The sequence below is a fragment of the Halomonas sp. RT37 genome (assembly GCF_040070525.1).
Classification (GTDB): domain Bacteria; phylum Pseudomonadota; class Gammaproteobacteria; order Pseudomonadales; family Halomonadaceae; genus Halomonas; species Halomonas litopenaei.
In genome coordinates this window covers 1,219,962-1,233,751 of the sequence record NZ_CP098827.1, presented here as the reverse complement: position 1 = coordinate 1,233,751, position 13,790 = coordinate 1,219,962, and the positions used below count along the sequence as shown (strand labels likewise).

Below are 13,790 nucleotides of genomic sequence, written 5' to 3'. Positions count from 1 at the left end.
CCGACAGAGGGTTACGCCATCAATCGTCGGCCAGGTGGCGGGCGCGATCACGATCCTTGATCTGCAGCCACAGCATCAGGCGCACGCGGATTTCCTGAAGCGCCTGGGCGTAGGCGTTGTCACGCTCGATGCCACGGGGATCACGGATATCCCAATAGAGATGCTCGTCGCGACTGCCCTCCCAGTCGCGACAGGTTTCCTGGGCCTTGTCGCAAAGCACGATGACGGCATCGAAGTGCTGTCCCTCAAAGCTGTCGAGGGACTGACTGGCGAGCCCCTCGGTGCTGATGGACTGCTCCTTGAGCGCGGCCAGCGTCTTCTGATGCGGCTCGTCCGGCTCGGTACCGGCGCTGAAGGCATCGAAGCGATCACCGGCCAGGTGGCGCAGCAGCGCCTCGCCCATCAGCGAGCGAGCGGAATTGGCGTGACACAGAAACAGCACGCGTTGCTTGCGGGACTCTTGTGACATCGTCATCGGGGGCGCCTCAGGATATATGGAATTTCATATATACGAGACAAGGATGTCAATTCCGTGACCGTTTCGCGTCCACCACAAGGAATCGACGACAGCCGCCAGGATCAGTGGGCGGCGGCCGAGGCCTGGCGCCTCAGGCGCACGATGGTGATGATATTGGTGGCGAAGATCAGCGTCTCGGCCAGGGTGCCACCCAGCGAACCTGCCAGCAGATTGCTGATGATCCAGCAGAAGGCGGCGCCGGCCAGTACCAGACGCATCGCCACCCCTCTGAGCATGAACATGGCAAAGGTGCCAAGCAGCCCTGCCGCCAGGGCAGGAAGATCACGCGCATCGCTCCAGGTCAGCGCCGCTACCAGCAAGGTGGCGAGCAACATGCCGAGCATGATCGCCAGATTGCCGGGAAAGCGTCGCGCCAGAGCGATGCGCAGGATGATCAGGGCCGAGATCGACGCGGCTACCCAGCTCCCCAGCAGGGCAAACTGGGTCGCGAAGGCCAGGTTGGCTCCCAGCAGCAATACCAACAGCTTGTCGTCATGCCGGCTGGCGAAGCCGATCACGCAGAGCGTGAGCGCCACCAGGCTGACGGCCTGCCCGGCGAGCCATCGCAGCCCCATCTCCTCCATGCCAAGCCCCCAAGCGATCGAAAAAGGATCGGTCATCCTACCACGGCTGTTGCGCTGTGCCGGGCAGGCAGGCAAGCGACCGAGCCTGTCCGCATGCGTGGTGACGACGCGCGAAGGCTGGCAAGGCCGCTGCCCTCGCACTAGGCTAAACCGAACTTTGCTACGCGTAACCGCCCATGCCCCTCTCGGACTTTCCCTGCGACCAATACCTTGAGCGTATCGGCCTTGTGCAACCCGTCGAGGTGTCTGCCGAGTGCTTGCGCGCGCTGCATCGCGCCCAGCTCACCTCGCTGCCCTTCGAGAACTTCGATATCTGCCTGGGCCGCGGCGTGGATGTCAGTGCCCAGGGGATTCTGGCCAAGCTCATCGGTCAACGCCGGGGCGGCTACTGCTTCGAGCTCAACGGCCTGTTGCTGATGGCACTTGAGGCCTTCGGATTCGAGGCCAGGGCCCTGTTGGGACGTGTGCATCTGTCGGGACCCCCCACCGGGCGCAGTCATCAGGTATCGCTGGTGACGCTGGACAAACGCCAATGGCTGGTCGACGCCGGCTTCGGCACCAATACGCCCCGTGCACCGATCCCGCTGACCCCGGACACCCCGCTCCACATCGGAGACCAGACACTACGACTGGTGGAGAACGCTCGCTACGGGATCATGCTGCAATCATTGATGGGAGCCCAATGGGTCGACCTCTATAGCGTCGATTTCACCACGGTGTGCGAAGGTGATATTCAGATGGCCAATCACTTCACCTCCACCTGGCCAGGCCTGCACTTCACCACCTCGCGCATGGCCGCGCTGACCACCCCCGAGGGCCAGATCAGCCTTTCCGACTTCACCCTGAAGATCCGACGCGGGGACACGACAAGCGAACAGCTCCTGCCCCCGGGCGCGGCCTACCTGGCGGCACTTGAAGAGCACTTCGGGATCGTGCTGGAGGCGAGCTACGAGGATCTCGCCCCACTCTAGTCGATCCCGCAGTCGATCTCTCGATCGATCCCGCAGTCGCTCCTGCTTCCACGCTATCCGAGGTCGACCGCGTCTTGTGTAGGGCTGGGCTGGGCTGGGAAAAAGAGAAAATCCGACATGGCGCCGTGGTCAGTGCCCTTAACCCTTCGCGACAGTCGCCAACAGGCCCCATTCCGTGTTGAACTATGCCCCGAGCCTTTGTCTGCCAATGGATTTGGAAAGGAGCCTGCCGTTTATGTTCAATCGCCTTGCGTCCGGCCTGCGTGCCGCCGGTGTGCTGAGCCTGCTGGCGCTGTCGCCGCTGACCTTCGCCCAGAGCACCGGTAATGCCGGACCCGCCGTCAACACCGAAACCTTCCAGTCCTGGGAGGTCAACTGCCCGGTCAACCCGTCCGACGGCTCCTGCTCCATGACCCAGCTGGTCAATGGTGCCGATGGCGAGCCGGTCCTTCGGGTCGTGGTCGGCAACCCTGCTCAGCTGGACGGTTCTGCCATGACCTTCCTGGTTCCGCTGGGCGTACGTCTGGCCCCAGGCCTGCAGCTCAAGGTCGATACCAACGAGCCGGTGGGCATGCCCTACCAGGTGTGTGTGCCCCAGGGCTGCCGTGCCGACATCCCGCTGCAGCCGCAACTGCTCAACCAGTTGAAGGCCGGCAGCACTGCCACCGTCAGCATCGTCAACCCGCGCGGCCAGCGTCAGGACCTCAACGTGTCGCTGATGGGCTTCAGCGCCGCCAAGGATCGCGTCGACCAGAACTGATCGATCCTTCACGCCACCCGCCTTCGGGTGGCGTGTCCCTTGTCTTTTCTCCTCTCCTGTCTCTTCTCCCCACCTGTCGATTTTCTGCCAGTCGCATTGTTATCGATCTTGCGCTCGCGCATTTCTTTGGCCCCCTCTCCCGCTGGCGTTTTCGGTCGGCAGAGCCGAGGCCGTGCTACGGCACTCGCACACCTAAGTACGCTTAGCCAAGGGCGCCGACTTCGGCCCAAAGTGGAACAATAAGTTGCAGGTAAATTGCCTATGATCAGCTGCAGGGGCAAAGCCTCGACCGTGACACGCCAAGGCAACGGCAAGCATGGCGACAACGACCAGTGCAGTGCCAGTGAAGAGCGCAGCGATATCGCAAGCGCATCGACATTAAAGAGCACAGCGCCAACAAAGAGCACAGCGCCAACAAAGAGCGCATCGACAACAACAAGCATCAGGAGGTGAACGGTGATAACCCTGACGATCAACGACCAGCAGCATGAACTGGACGTGCCCGAGCAGATGCCGCTGCTGTGGGCGCTGCGCGATGTGGTGAATCTGACCGGCACCAAGTTTGGCTGCGGCATGGGGCTGTGTGGCGCCTGCACCGTTCACCTGGACGGCGCCGCCGTGCGCTCCTGCGTCACGCCGGTAGCGGCGGCGGCGGGCAAGCGCGTGACCACCATCGAGGCCATGGCCACCGACGCTGTCGGCAGCAAGGTGCAGGAGGCATGGCTGGATATCGGCGTGGCCCAGTGCGGCTACTGCCAGGCCGGCCAGATCATGAGCGCGACCGCCTTCCTCAAGGACAACGCCAACCCCAGCGACGATGACATCGCCAGCGCCATGGGGGGCAACATCTGCCGCTGCGGCACCTACAACCGGATCCGCACCGCGATCCATCGTGCAGCCGGACAGGAGGAGCAGGCATGAACCGTGCCGTCGATACGCTGCTGCTGGCCAACGTCAGCCGCAGACGCTTTCTCCAAGGACTGGCCGCCGGAAGCGCGCTGGTGGTAGCCGCCCGCTGGGACCTGGCCGCCGCCGCCGAGGACAAGCAGTACGGCGCCGCCGGCATGGCCTACGGCTGGGTCGACAATCCCAACGTGTTCATCCAGATCGACGAGGACGGCAGCGTCACCGTGACCAACCATCGCGCCGAGATGGGCCAGGGCATCCGTACCAGCCTGGTGATGGTGGCCGCCGATGAGCTGGGTGCCGACTGGAGCAAGGTCAAGGCTACCCAGGCACCGGGGGATTCCGAAACGTATGGCAACCAGGACACCGACGGCTCGCGCAGCATGCGCCACTGGTTCGATCCCATGCGGCGGGCCGCCGCCTCGGCCCGTCGGATGCTGGAACAGGCCGCCGCCCAGCGCTGGGACGTACCTGTGGACGAATGCCAGGCCGGCGTCCACGTCATCGTCCACACGCCTAGCGGGCGCGAACTCGGCTTCGGCGAGCTGGCGGCGGCGGCCAGGGAGCTCGATATCCCCTCTCGAGACACCCTCTCGCTCAAGCCAGAAAGCGAATGGCGACTGATCGGCAAGTCCCTAGGCCCCAGCCACGACAGTGATACCGGCAACCTCGAGCGCGCTCCCGCGGTGGATGGCGAGGACATCGTCAGCGGCAAGGCCATCTACGGCGGCGACATGCGCCTGCCGGACATGGCCTACGCGGTGATCGCGCGCCCCGATGTGCTGGGTGCAAGCGTCGCCAGCGTCGATGACAGCGAGACGCTCAAGATTCCCGGGGTGATCAAGACCGTCAGGCTCGAGGGCACCTCCCAGCCGTCGTCCTTCCACCCGCTCGGCGGCGTGGGGGTGATCGCCGACAACACCTGGGCGGCCATCGAAGGACGCAAGGCGCTCAAGATCCAGTGGAATACCGAAGGGCTCGACGCCAACGCCGGCTACGACACCAAAAGCTACCGCGAGATGCTCGCGCAGCGCGCCGATTCCCCCGGCAAGGTGCTCAGAGCCAGCGGCGATATCGAGGCGGCGCTGGCCGACGCCGAGTCCCGCCACAGCGCCACCTACTACATGCCTCACCTGGCCCATGCCACCATGGAACCACCGGTGGCCATCGCCCGGGTGAGCGCAGACGGTGCCGAGACCTGGGCGCCGGTGCAGGACCCGCAGAGCGCCCGCGACCAGGTCGCCGAGCAGCTCGGCATCGACGGCGCCAGCGTCAAGGTCAACCAGACGCTGCTGGGCGGCGGCTTCGGGCGCAAGGCCAAGCCTGACTTCGTGGTGGAGGCGGCGCACCTGAGTCGTGCCCTCGACGGCCGCCCGGTGCAGCTTCAATGGACCCGCGAGGACGACCTTCACCACACCTACTTCCACGCGCTGTCGGTGGACCGCCTGGAAGCCGGTCTTGGCAGCGACGGCAAGGTCCAGGGCTGGCGTCATCGCACCCTGGCGCCGACCATCATGTCGATCTTCCAGGACGACCCCAGGTACAAGGCGACCTACGAACTCGGCATGGGCCTGACACCCCTGCCCTTCGACATTCCCGCGCTATCGCTGGAAAACGGCGAGGCCCCGGCGCACAAGCGCATCGGCTGGTTCCGCTCGGTGGTCAACCTGCCCCACGCCTTTGCCATCCAGAGCTTCGTTGCCGAACTCGCCGCAGCCGCCGGACGCGATCATCGCGACTACCTGCTGGAACTTCTGGGGCCGGCGCGCGAGATCGACCCGCTGGCCGTCGGCGCCACCTGGAACTACGGCGAGGACCCGGAGCGCTATACCATCGATGTCGGACGCCTGCGTGGCGTCGTCGAGCGGGCGACCAAGGAAGCCGACTGGGGCAAGTCGTTGCCCGAAGGCCGCGGCCAGGGCCTGGCGGTGCATCACAGCTTCTGCTCCTACACCGCCATCGTGCTGGACGTGGAGGTCAACGATCAGGGCAATGTGATCGTCCACCAGGCGGACGTGGCCTTCGACTGCGGCCCCAGGGTCAACCCCGAGCGCATCCGTGCCCAGATGGAGGGCTCGGTGGTGATGGGCATCGGCATCGGCCTGCTGAACGAGATCAGCGCAAGCGGCGGTCGCATCGAACAGGACAACTTCCACCAGTACCTGCTGCCTCGCCAGGCCAACGCCCCGCGTGAGGTGCGTGTCCATCTGGTCGACAATCCCGATGCGCCGATGGGCGGCGTGGGTGAACCAGGGCTTCCCCCGGTGGCGCCGGCCCTGACCAACGCCATCTTCGCCGCCACCGGCAAGCGCATCCGGGAGCTGCCGGTGGGCAACCAGCTGAAGGGCTGACGTCCACCGAGGTGAGCCCCCTTGCGCGGTGACGTCCGTGCAAAAGCGAGCGGCCAGGCTACCCTGAAAGGGTCGCCTGGCCGCTTTTTTACCGCCAGCATCAATCGGATTGAGGAGCGTCACCATGTCGATAGAGTTCCTGCTGACCAGTCTCATCGTAGTGCTTGCCCCCGGCACCGGGGTCATCTATACCCTGGCGACAGGACTCGGACGTGGTGCAAAGGCTAGTCTGGCCGCGTCGCTTGGCTGCACACTTGGCATCGTGCCTTCGCTGATTGCCGCCATCACCGGCGTCGCCGCCATCCTGCATACCAGCGCCCTGGCCTTTTCCGTGCTCAAGATACTCGGCGTCATCTATCTGCTCTACATGGCCCTTAGCCTGCTGAAGCAGGGTGGAGCCCTGGACCTCCCTGGCCGACCGGCCCGTCAGGGTTCGCTTGTCAGGATCGGCGTCATCGGTGCCCTGATCAACGTCCTCAATCCCAAGCTGTCGGTCTTCTTCCTGGCCTTTCTGCCGCAGTTCATCACCGCGTCGGGAGCGAGCGCACTCGAACAGATGCTGGGCCTCGGCGGCATCTTCATGCTGATGACCCTGGTGATCTTTTCTGCCTATGGGCTGGGAGCTGCCTGGATCAGGGGCCACGTCGCGGGACGCCCCGGCATCATGACCGCTTTTCGGCGACTGTTCGCCGGGACCTTCATTGCCTTGGGTGCCAAGCTGGCCCTCGCTGAGAGATAGCGGAGAGATAGGAGAGATAGCGGAGAGATAGAGGAAGAACAGCCCCTTGCCGATTTCGTGGCCGAAGCCTCATGCCCTTCGAGACACCAAGGGTATCAAGGTCAAGCGATCGCAAGGTGGGCGTAAAGGGCGCGGCGCACTAGGCACCAACGCCCTCGAGGTCACATCCGAAACGTGGACGAGGACGAACACTTTTCGAACAACACCCATGCGCGCTTCAACGTGAGCGCACCTCGGTCCATAGCTGCTGCAGCATGGTCAGCGAGTCCCCCTCGATCAGCGGCGTGGTCACCAGGTGACCGCTGGTCTCGGGATCGAGCCTGGAGGCCTCTCGCAGTGCCTCGTCGACCATCGGCAGGGCAGCCTCATTGGGCGTTCTGTAGTAGGCATAGTTCGCCGCCTTGGCGGCATTTTCCGGACGCATCATGAAGCTGATGAAGTCCTGGGCCAGCTGCGGATGGGGGGCTCTCGCCGGCACCACGAAGGTATCCATGCCGAGCTGGGCGCCTTCCTCGGGGGCGAAGAAGGCCAGATCACCATAGATCTCGGGGGAATCGGCCTTGCGGTAGTCCACGTCGCCGCTGTAGGTCACCGCCACTGCACTGACGCCTCGTGCCACCTGCTCCACCGCCGCGGTACTGTCGACGAAGCCGGTGAAGTTGCCCCGTTCCAGGGTCTGGCTGACCAGCTTGGCGGCGTTGATCCAGGCCTCCTGACCGACGCAGTCGAACCCCGCTCCCTGGTAGGCGCAGGCCATGCCGAGTGATACCTGGGGATCGCCACCCAGCAGCGCGAAGGGCTGGTCGGGATTGATCTCGGGGTCGAACAGCACGCTCCAGGAGTGCGGCAGCTCGTCGAAGGTGTTGGTGTCGTAGACGATACCGGTAACGCCCCACAGGTAGGGCACGCTGTAGCGCTCTTCGGGGTCATAGGGCGGCTGGCGGAAGGCTTCCATCAGATCCTCTCGCCCCTGCTGGATGCGCAGGTCGTCGAGCTCCCTCACCAGGCCGGCGTCGATCAGCCGGGTGACGTAGTAGTCGGTGGGCACCACCACGTCGTATTGAGCGTCACCACCGGCGGCCAGCTTGGAGAACATCTCGGCGTTTGAGGTGAAGTAGTTCTGCACCACCTCCACCCCGAACTCCTGCTCGAAGGCCTCGACCAGCGCCGGGTCCATGTACTCGGTCCAGTTGAACAGAAACAGCTTGTCGTCATCCTGCGCCCAGACACCGGTACTGACCATGCCTAGTGCTGCCACCGCCATCCATCGTTGCATGACTTCGCCTCATTCCATGTCGTTGTTGTTTGATCTTGTCTGAAAAGCGCTTGGTTCGCAGGCAAATAATGCGCCAGCCAGACAGCGTTGTACAACGCGAAACTGACAGGCCCGCCCCTCCCCCTCACAAGGCACGACGCCGCTTGCGAGAGCGGCGTCGTGGATACTCCAGGCCTGTTACAGGATGACCGGGGCATCCAGCGCCGTTACCACCGCCTGGTCGCGGTCGTAGATATCGGGACGGAAGGCCAGGTGGCCGTCGGTCTCGGGTTGCACCGTCCAGTAGTTGAGCACCACCGGAATGCGCCGATCCAGACGCACGTTGCGGGTCTTGCCGTCGTTGATCAGGCGGCCGACGTTGGCGGAGGTGTCCGAGTCGTCGAACAACAGCTGGGCCAGCTCCGCCACCCCTTCCACGCGGATACAGCCTGAGCTCAGCGCACGCTGAGTACGGTTGAACAGCCCTCGCGACGGGGTGTCGTGCAGGTAGACCAGGTGGTCATTGGGAAAACGGATCACGACCCTCCCCAAGGGGTTGCGAGGCCCGGCCCCCTGGCGCAGCATCACCCCGCCGGGGCTCGACCAGTTGACCGAATAGGGATCAACGCGCTTGCCGGAGGGTGATAACGCCACCATGTCACGGCTGGCCAGATACCCCGGATCGCGCTTCACTCGAGGCAGAATGTCCTCACGATAGATCGTGGGCGGCACCGTCCAGGTGGGGTTGAGGGTCAGGTGGGTAATCTCCGAACGCAATGTCGGCGTGCGCCGGTAGGGTTGGCCGACGACGATACGTGAGCGCCAGACGTCGCCGTCGGGGCGGAAGTAGCTGAGCCGATAACCGGCGATATCGACCAGCACGAAAGAGTCCGGCAGGCCATGCAGCAGCCAGCGGGCACGCTCCAGGTTGGCGCGGATCTGATCGATGCGAAAGCCCACCGGAAGATTGAGGGCGGTCTGGGTATTGGGTCCGACCACCCCATCGTCGGCGAGCAGGTGGCGGCGCTGAAAACGGCGTACCGCCTCGGCCAGGGTGCTGTCGTACACCTCAGCTTCGGGGGCCTCGAGTTCCACGTGCGGGTAGTGGCCGGTGTCGGCGGACATCACTTCCAGTTCACCGATCATCGCCAGGCGCTGGCGCAACAGCGCGACGTCGGTGTCCTGATCGCCGGGACGCAGCGGCGTCTCGCGACTCGGCAGCAGTGGCCAGCCCCCCAGACGTTCGATGTTGCGATAGCGTGCCAGGGCGGCCCTTAGCTGACGATACGGCTCGAAAGGAGGCCGTGCTAGCGCCAGCGCAGCCTCGACATCGCCGTCGTCCAAGGCACGCGACAACGCCACCAGATCGAACGTCGGTGGCGCAATATCGACCTCCCAGTCACTGTCGATGCGGTGTGGATCCACCTTGCCACGTTGCAGGTGGGCCATGGCGGTCAGCAGCGTTTCGGTGGCCTCGAGCTCGAAGCCTCCAGGGGTCTCGAGATCGGCCCCCCTGGCCTGGCCAAGCAGCGCGTCGGGCGCATAGTCCGAGGGTGAGAGCCCATCGTCCTCGAGCGTCCTGAGTCCGTCGGCAAGGGCCTCCACGCGGCCCATGTCGGTCCACACCGGACGCTGGCCACGCAGACTGTAGAATCGCTGCGCCATCTCGGAGGCGCCGACCAACTCGTTGGCCAGGGGACCCGGCACGACCCCGTCGAGATCCTGAAGGTTCTGCTCGACGCTGGCATCGCTGGCAAGCCCCTGGCCGTTGGCGACCTCGCCACTGACGTCGCCTCCGTCGCTTGCCGTTGCCCCCCAGACCGGGGTAACCAGCAGACCATAACAAAGCGCTACAGCGACGCCCCTCCTTGGCATGAGTCGCAATAGAACATTTGGGCTAAACATGGCATCTACTCCCTGCAACATGACGTCAATACTGGCCATCCTGGGCGGTATTGTCATAATAGAGTCGTCGGTATCGGGATCCGCCGAGCCGACCTGATTTTTCTAGCGTGCGCGAAGATCATGTTTCTCCGCTCCGTGTATTAGCGTATCGCGTTATTTGATCTTGCGTAACGCCTGTTCGCGTATCCGCGACATCACCGACAGGAAGCCTAGAGATGTCACGAAGCTCCTCTCATGACAATGCATCACCTCGTCTCTCGATTTTTCGTTACCTCTTATTATTGACCCTAAGTGCCTTTTTTGCGGCGCCTGTGCTCGCTCAGGACTTTCTCAGGACATCCGTCAGGGCGAATGCGCCGTCAGCCACATCGCTCGAACAGACCCTGGCCCGCCTCGCCCCCAAGGCCAACCCGGGGGTACTGCGCCTGGCCGCACGGGCGCTCAACTGCGCCGACCCCGGCGCCGAGCGCCTGGCGGTCATCGACTTTTCCCTGCCTTCAACCGAACGCCGCCTATGGGTCTTCGACCTGCGCCAGCCCAGGCTGATGTTTCGCGAATGGGTGAGCCACGGCAAGAACTCCGGCGACGCCATGGCCACGCTGTTCTCCAACGTGCCCGAGAGCTACCAGTCGAGCATCGGACTGTTTCGCACCAAGAACAGCTATGTAGGCAGCAACGGCTATTCCCTGCGACTCGAGGGTCTTGAGCCGGGGGTCAACGACAACGCCTTCGATCGCGCCATCGTGATGCACGGTGCGGACTACGTCAGTCAGGAGTTCATCGACCGTACCGGACGCATCGGCCGCAGCCACGGCTGTCCGGCGGTACGTACCGAGGTGGCGGTACCCTTGATCAACAGCATTCGCGACAATCAGTACCTGTTCACCTACTACCCGGACCAGCGTTGGCTCAACAATTCGGCCTTTCTGCGCTGTCCGAACAGCAGTGAGCGCCTGGCCCTCAACGACTGAGTCCGTCGCTTGAGGTTCCAGCGTCGGCGTCACCCGCCAGCGGCGGGTGACCGCTCCTCCTTGTTCTCTTTTTTTCGCATCTCTGTTCGCAGTTCTGTTCGCACATCTTCTTGAGTCGTTCTCCTTTCTCTTTCTCTCCCTTCTCTCTCCCTCTGCCTTCTCTCTTCCTGCTCCTTCTCTCTCTTCCTGCTCCTTCTCTCTTCGCTGCTCTCCTCTACCTTCTCCCTTTGGCACCAAGTCGGCGCACTGGGGCGGTGTCGAGTGCACAATGATGCAGCGCAATGATGCGATCCTACTGAAGTGCTATTCAGCATAAAAACCACAAAGCGTTGATATAACAAGGTTTCAATAAAAACAGGCATCCCGCTTGCTTGGTAGTGGTTAGCGAGAGCCAGACGTAGACCAGGCCCCAGCGGTACGAGTGCGTCGGACCCGACCTTCAATGGCGAAGGCCACACAAGTTCGAGTGTTCGTCCACCCAGCGAGGGCTGTGTTCATGAATCTGCGCAACAAGGCCAACAGGATTCGCCTGTTTTCCTTCTCGACTCCCCAGATGCGAGCCTTTCACTTCTCCTGGTTCGCCTTCCACCTGTGCTTCTTCGGCTGGTTCGGCATCGCGCCATTGATGGCCGTGGTCAGAGATGACCTCGGACTGACCAAGACCCAGATCGGCAACACCATCATCGCCTCGGTGGCCATCACGGTAATCGTGCGTCTGGCCATCGGCGTCCTGTGTGACCGTATCGGGCCGCGCCTGGCCTACACCTGGCTGCTGTGCCTGGGCGCCATCCCGGTGATGAGCATCGGTTTCGCCGACAGCTTCGAGTCCTTTCTGATGGCCCGCCTGGCCATCGGCGCGATCGGCGCCTCCTTCGTCATCACCCAGTACCACACCTCGGTGATGTTCGCGCCCAATGTGGTGGGTACGGCCAACGCCACCTCCGCCGGCTGGGGCAACCTGGGCGGTGGCACTACCCAGATCCTGATGCCGTTGATCTTTTCCGGCCTGTTGATGCTGGGCGTCAGCGAGACCCTGGGCTGGCGCCTGGCCATGGTGGTCCCAGGTGTGGTGATGTTCATTGCCGGTCTGTGCTACTACCGCTTCACCCAGGACGCGCCCGACGGCAACTTCAAGGACCTGCGCGCACGCGGCGAGCTGCCGGAAGCCTCCGGCGAAGGCTCCATGTCCAGCACCTTCGGCGCCGCCGCCCGGGATATCCGCGTGTGGGCGCTGTTCGTGGTCTATGCCGCCTGTTTCGGCGTCGAACTCACCATCAACAACATCGCCGCCATCTACTTCTTCGACAACTTCGACCTGACCCTGGCCACCGCCGGCATGATCGCCGGACTGTTCGGCCTGATGAACCTGTTCGCTCGCACCATGGGCGGGGTCTTCTCTGACCTGTTCGCCCGCAACGCCGGGCTCAAGGGTCGCGTACGCTGGCTGTTCATCGCCATGCTGTGTGAGGGCGTGGCACTGATGTTCTTCTCCCAGATGCACGTACTGGCGCTGGCCATCGGCCTGATGCTGGTGTTCAGTCTGTTCGTGCAAATGGCCGAAGGCGCCACCTTCGGCGTGGTGCCCTTCATCAACCGTCGCGCCCTCGGCGCGGTGGCCGGTATCGTCGGCGCCGGCGGCAACGCCGGTGCGGTGGCGGCGGGATTCCTGTTCCGTTCCGAATCGATCAGCTACCAGCAGGGGCTGTTCTACCTGGGCGCGGCGGTGATCCTGGCCTCGCTGTGCGCGCTGCTGGTGCGCTTCAGCCCCGAGGTCGAAGCCGAAGAAGCCGCCGCCTACGAACAGGCTGCCTCAGGCGAGACAAGGGGCGCGCTGTCGCTGCGCTGAGTCCGCTGTTGCGACCCCTGGCAAGACGACCTGGGCCCGGCATCCTGCCGGGCCTTCTCGTATCGGGCCCAGCCTGACGAGCCCCTCCCGTGCAGGTCCGTCCGCCAATATCCGACAGGACTCATCCTTTTCTGCTACCCGATATCCGGGAAAAGATGCCCCTTGAAAGTCGCAGACGCCGCCCGAAGGATTGCAACAAAGGCAATGGACGAGCATGCTGAATCAATCATACAGAGATAGCCCGTCAAGCCCCGTCACCGAGAGACCAGGAGGAAGCGATGCGAGAACGAGTGTTGCTGATCACCGGAGCGTCAAGCGGCATCGGGGCCGCCACGGCCAGGGCGGCCGCTCGAGAGGGCTATCACCTCGTCCTGGCGGCCCGTTCGAAGGACGGACTCGAGGCCCTGGCTCAGGAGCTGGGACCGGAGAACGTGCTGACGGTCGGCGTCGACGTGACCGACATCGAGGCCCAGAAGACCATGGTGGACGAGACCCTCGAGCGCTTTGGTCGTCTCGACGCGGTGTTCGCCAACGCCGGACGTGGTGGCTCTCCTGGCGGCTTCAGCGAGGCCGACCCGGAAAGCTGGAAGTCGATGCTGATGACCAACGTGTACGGGTTGGGGCTGACCATCCAGGCCTGCCTGCCCGAGCTCAGGCGTAGCCACGGACACATCCTGCTGACCGGCTCGGCAGCGGGGCGTACCACCATCCCCGGCTCCATGTACGGTGCCACCAAGTGGGCGGTCTCCGGCATCGGCTACAACCTGCGCGAGGAACTGCGCGGCAGCGGGATCCGAGTCACGCTCATCGAGCCCGGCATGGTCAACACCCCCTTCTTCGATGAACCACCGGAACATGCCCTGGAAGATCGCGACGTCGCCAACGCCGTGATGTACGCCATCTCCCAGCCGCACCATGTCGACGTCAACGAGATCCTGGTGCGTCCCACGCCACCGCTGGAAGAGTGAACGTCTTCACTCTTCGG

The 13,790-nt window shown here is 63.9% G+C and carries 12 protein-coding genes; 8 read left to right on the top strand and 4 right to left on the bottom strand.

Features of this window, described 5'->3' with window-relative positions; genetic code table 11:
• Positions 1-19: 19 nt before the first annotated feature.
• Together NFG58_RS05535 and NFG58_RS05530 are read right to left on the bottom strand one after the other, a co-directional pair.
• Positions 20-475 carry an arsenate reductase ArsC gene (locus NFG58_RS05535; protein ID WP_308812402.1) on the bottom strand — a complete coding sequence of 152 codons (456 nt, stop codon included), beginning with the start codon at positions 473-475 and terminating at the stop codon, positions 20-22.
• Positions 476-579: 104 nt separating this feature from the next.
• Positions 580-1,092: a YgjV family protein gene (locus NFG58_RS05530; RefSeq protein WP_348827725.1), complete on the bottom strand. Its 513-nt coding sequence runs from the start codon at positions 1,090-1,092 to the stop codon at positions 580-582.
• Between the two features lie 185 nt (positions 1,093-1,277).
• Here NFG58_RS05530 and NFG58_RS05525 point away from each other — a divergent pair, with 185 nt between their 5' ends.
• The 5 genes from NFG58_RS05525 to NFG58_RS05505 all read left to right on the top strand — a co-directional run bounded on the left by NFG58_RS05525 (position 1,278) and on the right by NFG58_RS05505 (position 6,828).
• On the top strand, positions 1,278-2,072 hold the full coding sequence (locus NFG58_RS05525; protein ID WP_348827724.1) for an arylamine N-acetyltransferase: 795 nt from the start codon (positions 1,278-1,280) through the stop codon (positions 2,070-2,072).
• Between the two features lie 235 nt (positions 2,073-2,307).
• Positions 2,308-2,832 carry an invasion associated locus B family protein gene (locus NFG58_RS05520; RefSeq protein WP_045992593.1) on the top strand — a complete coding sequence of 175 codons (525 nt, stop codon included), beginning with the start codon at positions 2,308-2,310 and terminating at the stop codon, positions 2,830-2,832.
• Between the two features lie 456 nt (positions 2,833-3,288).
• Complete coding sequence (locus NFG58_RS05515; protein ID WP_222515451.1) at positions 3,289-3,753, top strand: (2Fe-2S)-binding protein; 465 nt, start codon at positions 3,289-3,291, stop codon at positions 3,751-3,753.
• Entirely contained in the window at positions 3,750-6,089 is a 2,340-nt protein-coding gene (locus tag NFG58_RS05510; RefSeq protein ID WP_348827723.1) for a molybdopterin cofactor-binding domain-containing protein, read from the top strand. Before NFG58_RS05515 ends, NFG58_RS05510 begins: the two co-directional genes overlap by 4 nt.
• Positions 6,090-6,213: 124 nt before the next feature.
• Positions 6,214-6,828 carry a LysE family translocator gene (locus NFG58_RS05505; protein ID WP_108450217.1) on the top strand — a complete coding sequence of 205 codons (615 nt, stop codon included), beginning with the start codon at positions 6,214-6,216 and terminating at the stop codon, positions 6,826-6,828.
• 217 nt (positions 6,829-7,045) lie between these two features.
• On the opposite strand, the gene NFG58_RS05500 is transcribed toward NFG58_RS05505, so the two are convergent.
• Together NFG58_RS05500 and NFG58_RS05495 are read right to left on the bottom strand one after the other, a co-directional pair.
• A complete protein-coding gene (locus NFG58_RS05500; protein WP_348827722.1) occupies positions 7,046-8,104 on the bottom strand; it encodes a spermidine/putrescine ABC transporter substrate-binding protein in 1,059 nt (352 codons plus the stop codon).
• A 177-nt stretch (positions 8,105-8,281) separates the two neighbouring features.
• Positions 8,282-9,988: a L,D-transpeptidase family protein gene (locus NFG58_RS05495; protein WP_045992597.1), complete on the bottom strand. Its 1,707-nt coding sequence runs from the start codon at positions 9,986-9,988 to the stop codon at positions 8,282-8,284.
• Positions 9,989-10,299: 311 nt separating this feature from the next.
• Between NFG58_RS05495 and NFG58_RS05490 the strand changes: the two genes are divergently transcribed.
• The 3 genes from NFG58_RS05490 (at position 10,300) to NFG58_RS05480 (ending at position 13,773) form a co-directional block, all read left to right on the top strand.
• A complete protein-coding gene (locus NFG58_RS05490) occupies positions 10,300-10,959 on the top strand; it encodes a murein L,D-transpeptidase catalytic domain family protein (RefSeq protein ID WP_342586432.1) in 660 nt (219 codons plus the stop codon).
• 496 nt (positions 10,960-11,455) lie between these two features.
• Entirely contained in the window at positions 11,456-12,805 is a 1,350-nt protein-coding gene (locus tag NFG58_RS05485; RefSeq protein WP_045992599.1) for an MFS transporter, read from the top strand.
• A 278-nt stretch (positions 12,806-13,083) separates the two neighbouring features.
• Positions 13,084-13,773: an SDR family oxidoreductase gene (locus NFG58_RS05480; protein WP_045992600.1), complete on the top strand. Its 690-nt coding sequence runs from the start codon at positions 13,084-13,086 to the stop codon at positions 13,771-13,773.
• The last annotated feature ends 17 nt before the right edge of the window (positions 13,774-13,790 follow it).

Coding starts and splice junctions, on each gene's coding strand:
- NFG58_RS05535 (WP_308812402.1), bottom strand. CDS start 475: ATGACGATGTCACAAGAGTCCCGCAAGCAACGCGTGCTGTTTCTGTGT.
- NFG58_RS05530 (WP_348827725.1), bottom strand. CDS start 1,092: ATGGGGCTGCGATGGCTCGCCGGGCAGGCCGTCAGCCTGGTGGCGCTC.
- NFG58_RS05525 (WP_348827724.1), top strand. CDS start 1,278: ATGCCCCTCTCGGACTTTCCCTGCGACCAATACCTTGAGCGTATCGGC.
- NFG58_RS05520 (WP_045992593.1), top strand. CDS start 2,308: ATGTTCAATCGCCTTGCGTCCGGCCTGCGTGCCGCCGGTGTGCTGAGC.
- NFG58_RS05510 (WP_348827723.1), top strand. CDS start 3,750: ATGAACCGTGCCGTCGATACGCTGCTGCTGGCCAACGTCAGCCGCAGA.
- NFG58_RS05505 (WP_108450217.1), top strand. CDS start 6,214: ATGTCGATAGAGTTCCTGCTGACCAGTCTCATCGTAGTGCTTGCCCCC.
- NFG58_RS05500 (WP_348827722.1), bottom strand. CDS start 8,104: ATGCAACGATGGATGGCGGTGGCAGCACTAGGCATGGTCAGTACCGGT.
- NFG58_RS05495 (WP_045992597.1), bottom strand. CDS start 9,988: ATGTTTAGCCCAAATGTTCTATTGCGACTCATGCCAAGGAGGGGCGTC.
- NFG58_RS05485 (WP_045992599.1), top strand. CDS start 11,456: ATGAATCTGCGCAACAAGGCCAACAGGATTCGCCTGTTTTCCTTCTCG.
- NFG58_RS05480 (WP_045992600.1), top strand. CDS start 13,084: ATGCGAGAACGAGTGTTGCTGATCACCGGAGCGTCAAGCGGCATCGGG.